The following is a 12,884-nucleotide window of genomic DNA, read 5'->3' as shown; positions in this document are numbered from 1 at the left end:
CCCGAGGGACGACGCCGGTCGGCGCCGCGGTCCCACCCTCGTTGGCGCCGGGCGTGGAGGCCCGTGCACCCGCTCGTCGCTTCCGCCGGGTCGCCCCGGCCGGCCCGCGTGTCGTGCGGGCGCCGTCCCGGTCTCCGCACCCGTGTGGCTCCGCGGGTGGTCTCGACCGGGCCGATCGGAGGTGATGTGCGCACCGCGGTCCACCGCCGGCTCACACCATCCCGGCTCGCTCGTGGTGGACGGGTCGGGTGCGCCGCGTCCTCGTCGGTTCGTTCGCCCAGGTTCGGGCGGTCGCTGCGACCCGGCAGCCTACCGCCGCCCCCGCCTGCCGGCGCAGGAGTCCGGCCGCGCGAGCGCGCCGCTGCTACCTTCCGCCGGCCACGCGCCCGCCTGATCCGGTCGGAAGCTCTCACGATGGCCAGGAAGCTCACCAAGAAGCAGTCGAAGACCCTCGAGCAGGCTCTGGTCGACGAGCGTGCCGAGCTCCTCGACCAGGTCGCCGACCTCCAGGCCGATGCCGGGGTCGACCGCTGGCGTGGGGACGCCTCCGGCGACGATCCGGCCGACCGAGGGACGGCGACCTCCGAGCGGGAGACCGCGGCGACGCTCTCCGACCACGCCCGCCGTCTCATGGGCGAGATCGACGAAGCCCTGCGACGGATCGAGGCCGGGACCTACGGTGTGTGCACCCGGTGCGGCGAGAACATCGGGTTCGATCGACTCGAGGCTGTCCCTGCCGCTGCGCTGTGCTTGGACTGCAAGCGCCGCGACGAGTCGGGACGCTGACCCTCCGTGACCCCTGACCCCGCGGCGATGCCCCCGGCTCGCCACCCCCTCGCCGTACCCGTCGTGACGCTGCTCGCGGCTGCCGGTGTGATCCTCGACCAGGCCACCAAGCTGGTGGCCGAACGCATCCTCGACCCCGGGGTGTTCGTCCCCCTGCTCGGGGACGGGGTCGGGTGGCAACTGATCGGCAACCCCGGTGCCGCCTTCGGGATGCCGGTCCCTGCCCCGCTGTTCCTGGTCGTGACCGCGCTGGTCGTCTTCATCGTCGTCCGCAGCTTGCGCACGACCGCCTCGCTGCTCCAGGCGTCCGCCTACGGGCTCCTGCTCGCCGGCGCCGTCGGCAACCTGATCGATCGCGTGCTGCGCGCCGGCGAGGGGTTCCTGTCGGGCGAGGTCGTCGACTTCGTGGCCTGGGGCAGCTTCCCGCGGTTCAACGTCGCCGACTCGTGGATCACCGTCGGGTTCGCGTTGCTCGTGATCGCGCTGCTGATCGAGGATCGCCGGGTCGCCGCTGCGGAACGCGCAGCCGCCGAGGCCGATGCAGCGTCGGCGTCGACCGCCGATGGCACGGCGGAAGCTCACCGGACCGAGGGAACATGAACGACACCGGCGCGACCGACCACCCCGTCACCTCTGACGACGCTGGCGCCCGGCTCGACGTCGTCCTCGCCCGCCTCCTCGACGAGCCACGCTCGCGGGCCGCGGCTCGCATCGACGCCGGTGCGGTCACCATCGCAGGCGCCGTCGTGCGACGCAGCCACCGCGTGAGCGAGGGCGAGCGGATCGTGGTCGCGGCCGACGAGGTCGGGCCGGTCGTCGATGCGCCACCGTTGCCCCCCGTCCGCTACCGCGACGAGCACCTGGTCGTGCTCGCCAAGCCCCCGGGTCTCGTCGTCCACCCGGGCCCGGGCCACGCCGCCGGGACGCTGGTGGATGCGCTCGCGGCGGCCGGTGTCCCGCTGGCGCCCGCCGGCGGCGAGGGCCGGCCCGGGATCGTGCACCGGCTCGATCGGGACACCTCGGGGTTGCTGGTGGTCGCATCCACCGACGAGGTCCACGCCGCGCTCGTCGAGGCGCTCCGCCGCCGACAGGTCGTGCGCCGCTACCTCGCGCTGGTCGATGGGGTGCCGGCGTCACCCGTCGGGCGGATCGAGGCGCCGATCGGTCGGGATCCCGACCACCGTCGTCGTTTCGCGACGGTGCCCAGCGGCAAGGATGCGGCGACGAGGTACACCACCATCGTTTCCGGGATGATCGGTGAACGACCGGTGTCCCTGCTCGCGTGCCGGCTCGAGTCCGGTCGGACCCACCAGATCCGCGTCCACCTGACGGCGATCGGCCACCCGGTCCTCGGCGATCCGGTCTACGGCTCGCGGCCGACGGTCGCCGCGGCCCTCGGCCTCGAACGTCCGGCCCTCCACGCGGGCCGGCTGGCGTTCGCTCACCCCGTCACCGGCGCGGGCATCGACGTGTCCGAACCGCTGCCGGACGATCTGACCGCCGCGTTGCAGCGAGCGGGGATCGATCCGCCCGACGTCGCGCAGGTCCTGGCCGACCCGGACGAGGGCTGACGGTCAGTCCTCGCGCGCGCCGCGCCGCGACGTGACGGCGTAGGCGATCCGTCCGACGATCAGCAGGGCGACGCCGCCGAACACCGACGGTCGCGGCAGGGACAGGGCGAGCACCACGCAGCCGACGACCCCGAACGCGGCGAGCCACCGCGGCCACCGCAGCTCGTGGTCGGCGAGGCGGAGAGCCGACAGGTTCGCGATCGCGTAGTAGGCCAGGACCGAGAACGAGCTGAAGCCGATGGCGCCGCGGAGGTCGGCCACCAGGACGACCACGGCGACGGTCGCACCGACCGCGAGCTGCGCCACGTGGGGAACACGTCGCTCGGGATGCACGCGGGCCAGCGGTCGGGGCAGGTGACCGTCCCGGGCCATGGCCAGGCTGGTGCGAGCCACACCCGCGAGGAGCGACAGCAGGACCCCGGCAGCGGCAGCGGCAGCGCCCACCCGGACCACGCCGGCGAGCTCCGGCAGCCGGCCCGCGGCGACCGCCACGGCGAGCGGCGCGTCGGCAGCGGCAAGAACGTCGGCGCCGACCGCGCTGACGGCGGCGACCGTCACCAGCACGTACGTCAGCAGCGCGGCCCCGAGCGCGAGCGGCACGGCCCGGGGGATGGTCGTGGCGGGGTCACGCACCTCCTCGCCGAGGGTGGCGATCCGTGCGTACCCGGCGAAGGCGAAGAACAGCAGCCCCGCCGCCTCCAGCACGTTGCCCGGCGTCGGAGCGGGTCCCTCGGTCAGCCGGCCGAGATCGGCGCTTGGCGCGGTGCCCGACGCCACGACGACGACCAGCAGGCTCAGGAGCACGATGGCGAGGCCGACCCGCATCGCGGTCGCGGTGCGCTGCACCCCGCGCGCATCGAGCAGGGTCAGGGCCACGACGGCGGCGAGGGCGAGCGGACGCGCGATAGACGGCGCGACGTAGGCGCCGAAGGTCAGCGCCATCGCGGCGCAGCTGGCGGTCTTGCCGACCACGAACCCCCAGCCGGCGAGGTGCCCCCAGGCCGGGCCGAGGCGCTCCCGTCCGTAGACGTAGGTGCCCCCTGCGGCCGGGTGGACCGCCGCCAGCTCGGCCGACGACGTCGCGTTCGCGTACGCGACGGAACCCGCCACGAGCAGGCCGAGCAGCAGCGCCGGCGCACCACCGACGGCGGCGGCGCCGACGGCAGCGAAGACGCCGGCGCCCACCATCGCACCGAGCCCGACGACGACGGCATCGCCGACACCGAACGCGCGTCGAAGCTCCGGTTCGCTCACGGTCCGCCCGTCGTCGGTCGGTCAGGTCGCCGAACCGCGCCGGCGTGGTCCACCTCGCCGTCTCGATGCCTCGGCGGGACCGGGGTGGAGCAGGCACGAGGCTAGCATCCGCTCCGCCGAGTCCCGCCGTCCGAGGAGCACCCGCGTGCGCACGTCTGACGTCGTGCGCCCGTGGTGGGCGCGGCTGTCCTCGTGGGAGGACGAGCACCTGCCGGGCCCCGTCCGGAAGCTGGTCGCGCACCCGACCGCCGTGGCCTTGCTGGCCGCGGTCGTGGTCGTGGCGGCCGCCTCCGTGCACCTGACCCGCTACCCGACCGAGCCGGTCGCATCGACGGACGGGGAGGTCGTCGCGGTCGACCAGGTCGACCAGATCGGGCCGTCGGTCGGCGCCGATCTCGACGCGTACATCGACGAACGGCACGAGGTGCTGGCGTCGCTGCCCGAGGAACCGACCCGGGCGGTGGTGTCCTTCGAGGGTCTCGTCGGGGTAGATGACCTGGCCCTCGTCGGCGAGGTCACCATCGAACGCCTGCAGCTGTGGGTGCCCGGCCTGCTCGAACCGGTCGAGGTCGCCGCGGGTGCCGACGCTCCGGAGCAGGCGCGCGAGCTGATCGCGGACTCGCGTGAGGACGTCGACGCCGAGCTGGCCGAGCTGGAAGGTCTGCTCGAGGAGGACCTCGGCGATCCGGCGTTCGAGCAGGACTACGTCGACCGCCTGGCGGAGCTCGAGCAGGCCCGCGACCTCGCCGACGAGGGCGCCGTCGTCTTCGCAGCGATCGTCGTGGCACCGACCTCGTTCCTGCAGATGTTGGTCGACGACCCCGCCGTGCGGGCGGTCGACCCCGGCGGAGCGGCGAACGCGACCAGCCGCAGCCGTTTCCGGGGCATCCTGCCGACCGATCGGCAGCGTGCGTCGGTCGGGTTCGCGATGTGACCCGCCGGGCACCCGGCGCCGCTCCCCGCCCGTGGGCGCCCGCCCGTCACCCACCTCCTCGCAGCCTCGGCGGTGGCTGCTAGCCTCCCGAACCACAGGCGTGTGGTTCTTCCCCGGCACACGCCTCGAGGTCGCCCCGGTCGGCGGCCGACGCGGTTCCGGTGCTCTCGCGCCCCCGCTCGGCGCCCCGGGAGCACCGACGTCGCGGTCCGCCGTGGCGATGACGATGGCGAACGCGTGCGCCCCGGAGCGGGGCGCCAGGGGAGGCCCGGATGAACGGTAGCAACGACGGTTTCGTCCACCTGCACGTCCACACCGAGTACTCGATGCTGGACGGGGCCTCCCGGATCGACGATCTCGTCGAGCACGTCGCCCGTGACGGACAACCCGGCGTCGCGATCACCGATCACGGCAACCTCTTCGGCCTCGTCGAGTTCCACAACGCCGGTCGCAAGGCGGGGATCAACCCGATCCTCGGTTCCGAGCTGTACCAGGCCATCGGCTCCCGTCGCGACCAGCAGCTCGGTGGTTCCACCGGCAAGGACCGCTACTACCACCTGACGGTCCTGGCCCAGAACGATGCGGGGTACCGCAACCTGATCGGTCTCTCCACCCGGGCCTACCTCGAGAGCTACTGGTACAAGCCGCGGGTCGACCTCGAGCTGCTCGAGGAGCACGCCGACGGGCTCGTGGTCCTCTCTGGCTGCCTCGGTTCCGAGGTCAACCAGAACCTGCTGAAGGGCGACGAGGCGGCGGCGAAGCGGACGCTGTCGGACTTCAAGGACGTCTTCGGTCCCGAGCGTTACTTCGTCGAACTGCAGGACCACGGCATCCCCGAACAGCGCACGACCTGGCCGCAGCTCGAGAAGCTCGCGGCCGAGTTGGGCCTGCGGACCGTCATCACCAACGACTCGCACTACACCGAGGCCTCGGACGCCGAAGCCCACGACGTCCTGCTGTGCATCCAGACCGGCGCGAAGATCTCCGACGCCGATCGGTTCAAGTTCTCCGGCAACGACTTCTACGTGAAGACCGCCCGCGAGATGCGCGAACAGTTCCGTGACTTCGGTCCGGCGCTCGACGCGACGCTCGACATCGCGCAGATGTGTGACGTCGAGATCGAGTTCGACCTCGACCTGCTGCCCGCCTTCCCCTGCCCCGACGGGATGACCGAGGCCGAGTTCCTGCGCCACAAGGTCCTCGAGGGCGCGCGCAGGCTCTACGGCACCCCGATCCCCGACGCCGTGCAGGAGCGCATCGACTACGAGCTGCGCGTCGTCGGCGACATGGGCTTCCCCGCCTACTTCCTCATCGTCGCCGACCTCTGCGAGCACGCCAGGTCGGTCGGCATCCGGGTCGGACCAGGCCGTGGATCCGCCGGTGGATCCGTCGTCGCCTACTGCACCGACATCACCCGGGTCGACCCCATCAAGCACGGGCTGATCTTCGAGCGGTTCCTGAACCCCGCCCGCATCCAGATGCCGGACATCGACATCGATTTCGACGACCGTCGGCGCGGCGAGATGATCCGCTACGCCGCCGACCGCTACGGGGCCGATCACGTCGCCCAGGTCATCACCTTCGGGACCATCAAGGCCAAGTCCGCGATCCGCGATGCTGCCCGCGTGCTCGACGAACCGTTCTCGGTCGGGGACACGCTCGCCAAGATGATGCCGCCGCCGGCGCAGGGCAAGGAGTTCCCCCTCGCCAAGGCCTACGAGATGTCGACCGAGCTGCGGGCTGCCCGTGAGGACCCCGGCTACGCCAAGGTGCTCGAGACCGCCGAGAAGCTCGAGGGCCTCAAGCGCCAGCACGGCATCCACGCCGCCGCCGTCATCATCGGTGCTCGGCCGCTGACCGAGACTCTCCCGCTGCTGCGCACCGAGGACGGCTCGGTGGTCACCCAGTGGGAGATGAACGCCGCCGAGGCGTTGGGCCTGCTGAAGATGGACTTCCTGGGCCTGCGCAACCTCACCGTCCTCTCCGATGCCGAACGCCACGTGCGCGACAACCGTGGGGTCAGCGTCGACCTCGACGATCCGATCTTCCTCGGCGACATGGACGACCCGACCACCTACGAGATGCTCGGTACGGGCTACACGCTCGGGGTCTTCCAGCTCGACTCGACCGGGATGCAGGCGCTCGTCCGCAAGCTCAAGCCGACCCGGTTCGAGGACATCTCGGCGCTGCTGGCCCTCTACCGCCCGGGTCCGCTGTCGATGAACATGCACGTGGCCTACGCCGACCGCAAGAACGGCCACGAGGCGGTCACCTACGACCACGCTGATCTGGAGGCGGTGCTCGGCGACACCTACGGCGTGATCGTCTACCAAGAGCAGATCATGAAGATCGCCACCGACATGGCGGGCTTCACCATGTCGGACGCCGATGGCCTGCGGAAGGCGGTCGGGAAGAAGAAGCGCGACCTGATGGAGTCCTTCAAGGACCAGTTCATCGCCGGTGGCGTCGACCGCGGGTACGAGAGATCGCTCATGACCCAGCAGTGGGACATGATCGAGAAGTTCGCCGAGTACGGCTTCAACAAGTCGCACACGGTCGCCTACGGCGTGGTCAGCTACCAGACCGCCTACCTGAAGGCCCACTACCCGACCGAGTACATGGCGGCGCTGCTCACCTCGGTCAAGAACCACAAGGACAACAAGCCGCTCTACCTCAACGAGTGTCGCCGCCTCGGCATCCCCGTCCTGCCGCCCGACGTGAACGAGTCCGACGCCGACTTCACCCCCCGCGGCGACGAGATCCTGTTCGGCCTGTCGGCCGTCCGCGGCGTCGGCGAGGGCATCGTGGAACAGATCGTGGCCGCCCGGCGCCAGCACGGTCGCTTCACCGACTTCCGTGACTTCTGCGCCAAGGTCGACGGTGGCGTGCTCAACAAACGCACGCTCGAGAACCTCGTCCTCGCCGGCGCGTTCCGCTCGCTCGGCCACACCCGCAGGGGCCTCTTCGGTGCCTACGAACCGCTCGTCGACGCGGCCCTGACCCGCAAGAAGGCCGAAGCGGCGGGCCAGTTCTCGCTGTTCGACGGTCTCGCGGGTGACGACGGTCAGGACGACGGCGGCCTCGACGTCGACGACGGGCCGGTGATCACCGACGAGGAGTACGACAAGGCCGATCTGCTCCGCCACGAGCGGGAGATGCTCGGCCTCTACGTCTCGGATCACCCGCTGTTCGGCACCGAACGCGTCCTCGAGCGGGTCACCGACGCGACCTGCCTGAGCCTGCGCGAGAAGGACGACGGCGCGTCGATCACCGTCGGCGGCGTCCTCACCGGCCTGCAGAAGAAGTTCACCAAGAAGGGTGACACCTACCTCGTCGCCACCCTCGAGGACCTGTCCGGCAACGTCGAGGTCACCTTCTGGCCCCAGACCTACCGCGCTGCCCACGAGGTGCTCGTCGAGGACTCGGTCCTGATCATCACCGGCAAGGTCGAGAAGCGCGACGAGGCGGTCAAGGTCCTCGCGAACCGTGTCTCCGCCCCCGACCTGTCCGAAGCGCTCGGCTCACCGATCGTCGTCACCTTCGCCGCCGAGCAGTGCACCGCGGACGCCATCCGCCGGCTCAAGGGTGTCCTGGCCGAGCACACGGGCGTCGTCCCGGTCCACCTGCGGCTGCGTGACCCGGACGGTTCCGTCCGGCTGTTCAAGCTCGGCGACGACCTCCGTGTCGAACGTCGCCCCGGCCTGTTCGGTCAGATCAAGGAGAACTTCGGTCCGGACGCCATCGACGACGAGGTGGGGGGCCGCACCTTCGGCGAGGACCGCGACGAACCGGCCTGGAAGCGCAAGCGCGAACCCGCGATGACCTGAGCCCGTGGGGGGCGTTCGTGACGGAACCTGGGCCGCAGCCCAGGGAGTTGCGTGGGGGTCGGTGCACGCGGCCGTGGATGTGCAACGACCTGGGCCGCAGCCCAGGGAGTTGCGTGGGGTCGGTGGTTGGTTCGCCCGAGCTGCTCGTAGGCTCGTCACCCCGCACCGAGGAGCTCCCGTGGTCGTCCGGTCCGTCCTGCTCTACCTCGCCGCTGGTCTGGCCGAGCTCGGGGGAGCGTGGCTGGTCTGGCAGGGGGTGCGGGAGCGCGGTTCGATCGGGCTCGCGCTGCTCGGGGGTCTCGTGCTGTTCGGGTACGGCGCGCTCATCGCGCTGCAGCCGGCCGCGGACTTCGGTCGGATCATGGCGGCCTACGGCGGGCTGTTCATCGTCGCCGCTCTGGTGTGGGGTCGGGTGGTGGACGGGTTCCAGCCGGACCGGTTCGACCTGCTCGGCGCCGCCATCTGTCTGGTCGGCGGTGCCGTGATCATCTACGCCCCGCGCGCTGCGGGAGCCTGACGCTTCGACCGATCGACCGCGGCGCTCAGCGGCGGTGGTGCGCCGTCACCCACGTCGCGTCGAGGACCTCGCCGAACTCCAGGCCGACCTCGGCGAGCACCACGTCGAGCGCGTCATCGTCGAGCAGTTCGGCCTCGAAGGTCTGCGCCCAGGAAGCCGCCGTGAACGCCATCGTTGAGGTCGCCCGGATCTGGCTCCCGCGACGCTCGTGGACCTCGAGGGTGATCGTCAGTGGTCCACGGTCCGTGGCCACCACCTGGCGGCGTGTACCCACCTCGTAGACGCCGGGGGCCGGATCGTGCCGTTGCAGGTACGCGGTCCCGCCCGCATCGAGGTGGGACACGATCGCGGCGAGGAACGCCCGGCGCAGGTGGCGGTCCGCGACGTTCACGAGCCGGCTGGCGAGCACGACCGCGCCGAACCGTCGGCTGAGGTCCAGCGAACGGAGGTCGGCCTCCACGGCGGTCACCTCGTCCGACAGGTGCGCGAGCATCGCCAGCGACTCGTCCACCCCCCAGACATCCCGCCCGGGTCGTGCGAGGACGTTCACGAGCCGGCCGACCCCACACCCGAGGTCCAGCACGGACGCCTGCGGATCGAGGTGGTCGAGCACGGCGGTGAACGCCGGCTCGGCGGGGAGCGTGAGGTAGACGGCCACGGGGGAGCCGTCCGGTGCGACCTCCTGGTCGTGCACAGCGGTCCCGTCGCTCGTGGAGCGCGAGCCTGTCACACGCCTCGGAGCGGTGGAGCGGACGGTCGCAGCGGTACGCTCGGGGCCCGAACGCGGCACGTCGACGGTTCCGTACGGGATGCCGTCCGCACACGCTCGCCGCCCTCCACCGACCGCCGGGGGACCACCCGTGGCCCGTCTGACCGTCCTCGACCTGCGAGGCGACCGCTCCGACCCGCGCGACCGCATCCCGCGGCCGCGGGACCAGGTCGCGGCCGCGACCGATGTGGTCCGGGACATCCTCGCTGCCGTTCGGGAACGCGGTGACGACGAGGTGCGCGCCCTCACCTCCCGCTTCGACCGGGTCGAGCTCGACGACCTCCGGGTCCCGCAGGCGGCGCTCGATGCGGCGCTCGAGGACCTCGACCCGGACCTGCGCGCCGCGATCGACCGCGCGGTGGACCAGGTGCGGTGGTTCCACGAGAAGGCGGCTCCCACCGACTGGGAGGAGACCCGCGACGGGGTGCGGATGGGGCAGTGGCACCGTCCCATCCAGCGCGTCGGTGTGTACATCCCGGGGGGCAAGGCCGCCTACCCGTCGACGGTGATCATGACGGTCGTCCCCGCGCAGGTCGCGGGGGTCGGCGAGGTGGTGCTGTGCGTGCCGCCGACGGGTGACGGCGGCGTGCCGGACCGGACCGTGCTGGCCACGGCCTCGCTGCTCGGCGTCGGCCACGTGTTCTCGATCGGCGGCGCGCAGGCCATCGCCGCCATGGCCTACGGCACCGACAGCGTCCCGGCGTGCGACAAGATCGTCGGTCCCGGCAACGTCTACGTGGCGCTCGCCAAGGCGCAGGTCCAAGCCGAAGGCGTCTGCGGGATCGACTCGATCGCCGGTCCGACCGAGATCGCCATCGTCGCCGACCGCACCGCGGATCCGAGGGTCGTCGCTGCCGACCTGGTCTCGCAGGCCGAGCACGACGAGCTCGCCAGCGCGATCCTCATCACGGCCGACGAGGACCTCGTCGCTCCCGTCGAGGCCGCGCTCGAGGACGAGGTGGCGGCCACCAAGCACCGCCAGCGCATCGAGGCGTCGTTGGCCGGGCAGGGCACCGTCGTGCTCGTCGACGACATCGACCACGCGGTGCAGGTCGCCGAGGCGTACGCGGCCGAGCACCTCGAGGTGCAGACCGTCGATGCCGCGGCCGTCGCCGAACGCATCCGGTACGCCGGGACGACCTTCATCGGCCACGACACGCCGGTCAGCCTCGGTGACTACGCCGCGGGCCCGAACCACACCCTGCCGGTGCTCGGCACCGCGCGGTTCACCGGTGGGCTCACGACCGCCAGCTACCTCGTGCCGGTCAACTACGTCGAGGTGACCCGGGACGCGCTCGCGGACCTCGCGCCATCGGTCCGCCAGCTCGCCGCCGCCGAGGATCTGCCGGCGCACGCACGCGCGGTCGATGTGCGTCTCGAGGGCGACGCGTGAGCGACGCATCTCCAGAGCGGGTGCCGCTGCGGGCCGATCTCGCCGACGTGACGCCCTACGGCGCGCCGCAGCTCGACGTACCCGTCCGCCTCAACACCAACGAGACCGCGGACCCACCACCGCCGGGCTACCTCGCTGAGGTGGGCCACCGCATCCAGGACCTCGAGCTCAACCGGTACCCGGACCGGCCCCACACGGCGCTGCGCGAGGCGCTCGGCGCGCCGTTCGGGCTCGGGTCCGACCAGGTGTGGGCGGCCAACGGGTCCAACGAGGTGCTGCTGCAGCTGCTCCAGGCGTACGGCGGCCCCGACCGTCGGCTGGTCACCTTCCGCCCCCCGTACTCGATGTACCCCGAGCTGGCGCGCACGACCCTCACCCCCGTCACCGAGGTCGACCTCGACGCCGACTTCTCCCTCACGGTGGACGTCGCAGCCGACGCCGTCGCCACGCACGACCCGGACGTGGTGTTCGTCGCGTCACCGAACAACCCGGTCGGCACGCTGGTCGGGCACGACGCGATCCGTGCCCTGCACGACCGCTCGCGCGCGCTGATCGTCGTCGACGAGGCGTACGTCGAGTTCGCTCCGGATGGCGCGTCGGCGATCGGCCTGCTCGAGGAGCTGCCGCGGCTGGTCGTGTCGCGCACGTTCTCCAAGGCCTACCGCCTGGCGGGTCTGCGACTCGGCTACCTCCTCGCGCGGTCCTGGGTCGTCGACGACGTGCAGACCGTCCGGCTCCCGTACCACCTCGACGCGATCAAACAGGTGGCTGCGCTGGTCGCGCTCGAACAGACCCCGGCGTTCCTCGAGCACCGCGAACGCACGGCTGCCGAACGCGACCGCGTCCACGCGACGCTCGCGGCGCGAGCCGACGTCGAGGTGTGGCCGTCCGCCGCGAACTTCCTGCTGTTCCGCACCGACGTCCGCGACCTGTTCGACCGGCTGCTCGAGCGCGGCGTTCTCGTCCGCGACTTCTCGCGTCAGCCGCGGCTGACGGGTTGCCTCCGGGCCACGGTCGGGACCCCGGCCGAGAACGACGCGTTCCTGACCGCTCTGACCGAGATCCTCGACGACGTTGCGGATCCCACGGCGATCCCCTCAACGTCCCCCACCACCGCACCCACCGGAGCAACCCGATGAGCCGCACCGGCAGCGTCGTCCGTGACACCAAGGAGACCGCGATCCGCGTCGAGGTCGACCTCGACGGCAGCGGGAAGGTCGACGTGTCGACCGGTGTCCCGTTCTTCGACCACATGCTCGACCAGCTCGGGCGGCACGGCCGCCTCGACCTGACCGTGCACGCCGACGGCGACCTGCAGATCGACGAGCACCACACCGTCGAGGACGTCGGCATCGCGCTCGGCCAGGCGCTCGCCGAGGCGTGGGGCGACCGCGCTGGCGTCGAGCGGTTCGGCGACGCTCAGGTCCCCATCGATGAGGCGCTCACCCGGGTGGCGATCGACCTGTCGGGCCGCCCGTACCTGGTGTGGGACGTCGACGCACCCGTGGAGCTGATCGGCACGTTCGAGACCAGCCTCCTCAAGCACTTCTGGGAGTCGGTGGTCGCCAACGCTCGCATCACCCTCCACGTGCACAACGTCTCCGGTGACAACACCCACCACGTGTTCGAGTCGGTGTTCAAGGCGTGTGCCGTCGCGCTGCGTCGTGCCGTCGCGACCACCGGTGGTGGCGGCGTGCCGTCCACCAAGGGCGTCCTGCAGTGAGCTCCGATGCGGCGCGCCGGCACCGCATCGCCGGCGGCGCGGAGCGAAGCGAGCACGCACGGCGCTCTCGGATCGCCGGCGGCGCGGAGCGAAGCGAGCACGCACGGCGC

11 protein-coding genes are annotated in these 12,884 nt (G+C 71.8%); 9 read left to right on the top strand and 2 right to left on the bottom strand.

From position 1 onward, the window contains the following. The first annotated feature begins 414 nt into the window (after nucleotides 1-414). The 3 genes from WEB03_RS00310 to WEB03_RS00300 are packed head-to-tail and all read left to right on the top strand — an operon-like array spanning nucleotide 415 to nucleotide 2,357. Entirely contained in the window at nucleotides 415-786 is a 372-nt protein-coding gene (locus WEB03_RS00310; protein WP_368068976.1) for a TraR/DksA family transcriptional regulator, read from the top strand. 6 nt (nucleotides 787-792) lie between these two features. Beyond that, nucleotides 793-1,386 (top strand): signal peptidase II, encoded by a 594-nt coding sequence (gene lspA / locus WEB03_RS00305; protein WP_368068975.1) that lies wholly within the window; start codon nucleotides 793-795, stop codon nucleotides 1,384-1,386. Continuing rightward, nucleotides 1,383-2,357, top strand: a complete 975-nt coding sequence (locus tag WEB03_RS00300; protein ID WP_368068974.1) for an RluA family pseudouridine synthase — start codon at nucleotides 1,383-1,385, stop codon at nucleotides 2,355-2,357. Before lspA ends, WEB03_RS00300 begins: the two co-directional genes overlap by 4 nt. Nucleotides 2,358-2,360: 3 nt before the next feature. On the opposite strand, the gene WEB03_RS00295 is transcribed toward WEB03_RS00300, so the two are convergent. Further along, nucleotides 2,361-3,611, bottom strand: a complete 1,251-nt coding sequence (locus WEB03_RS00295) for an APC family permease (RefSeq protein ID WP_368068973.1) — start codon at nucleotides 3,609-3,611, stop codon at nucleotides 2,361-2,363. A gap of 145 nt (nucleotides 3,612-3,756) precedes the next feature. Between WEB03_RS00295 and WEB03_RS00290 the strand changes: the two genes are divergently transcribed. The 3 genes from WEB03_RS00290 (at nucleotide 3,757) to WEB03_RS00280 (ending at nucleotide 8,889) form a co-directional block, all read left to right on the top strand. Continuing rightward, nucleotides 3,757-4,545 carry a hypothetical protein gene (locus WEB03_RS00290; RefSeq protein ID WP_368068972.1) on the top strand — a complete coding sequence of 263 codons (789 nt, stop codon included), beginning with the start codon at nucleotides 3,757-3,759 and terminating at the stop codon, nucleotides 4,543-4,545. A 272-nt stretch (nucleotides 4,546-4,817) separates the two neighbouring features. After that, nucleotides 4,818-8,372, top strand: a complete 3,555-nt coding sequence (dnaE, locus tag WEB03_RS00285; protein WP_368068971.1) for a DNA polymerase III subunit alpha — start codon at nucleotides 4,818-4,820, stop codon at nucleotides 8,370-8,372. 178 nt (nucleotides 8,373-8,550) lie between these two features. Then, on the top strand, nucleotides 8,551-8,889 hold the full coding sequence (locus tag WEB03_RS00280) for a YnfA family protein (protein WP_368068970.1): 339 nt from the start codon (nucleotides 8,551-8,553) through the stop codon (nucleotides 8,887-8,889). Between the two features lie 25 nt (nucleotides 8,890-8,914). On the opposite strand, the gene WEB03_RS00275 is transcribed toward WEB03_RS00280, so the two are convergent. Beyond that, the gene (locus WEB03_RS00275) at nucleotides 8,915-9,583 is read right to left on the bottom strand and encodes a trans-aconitate 2-methyltransferase (protein WP_368068969.1); all 669 of its coding nucleotides are present in this window, start codon (nucleotides 9,581-9,583) and stop codon (nucleotides 8,915-8,917) included. Nucleotides 9,584-9,749: 166 nt separating this feature from the next. Between WEB03_RS00275 and hisD the strand changes: the two genes are divergently transcribed. From hisD to hisB, 3 genes are read left to right on the top strand one after another with little or no spacing between them, the layout of a single operon-like run. Beyond that, nucleotides 9,750-11,051, top strand: a complete 1,302-nt coding sequence (gene hisD / locus WEB03_RS00270; protein WP_368068968.1) for a histidinol dehydrogenase — start codon at nucleotides 9,750-9,752, stop codon at nucleotides 11,049-11,051. Continuing rightward, a complete protein-coding gene (gene hisC, locus WEB03_RS00265; protein ID WP_368068967.1) occupies nucleotides 11,048-12,190 on the top strand; it encodes a histidinol-phosphate transaminase in 1,143 nt (380 codons plus the stop codon). The genes hisD and hisC overlap by 4 nt, the downstream gene beginning before the upstream one ends. Further along, complete coding sequence (hisB, locus tag WEB03_RS00260) at nucleotides 12,187-12,774, top strand: imidazoleglycerol-phosphate dehydratase HisB (RefSeq protein ID WP_368068966.1); 588 nt, start codon at nucleotides 12,187-12,189, stop codon at nucleotides 12,772-12,774. The genes hisC and hisB overlap by 4 nt, the downstream gene beginning before the upstream one ends. Nucleotides 12,775-12,884: the final 110 nt, after the last annotated feature.

The sequence above is a fragment of the Nitriliruptor sp. genome (assembly GCF_040882075.1).
Classification (GTDB): domain Bacteria; phylum Actinomycetota; class Nitriliruptoria; order Nitriliruptorales; family Nitriliruptoraceae; genus Nitriliruptor.
This window is presented reverse-complemented; position numbering and strand designations above follow the sequence as displayed.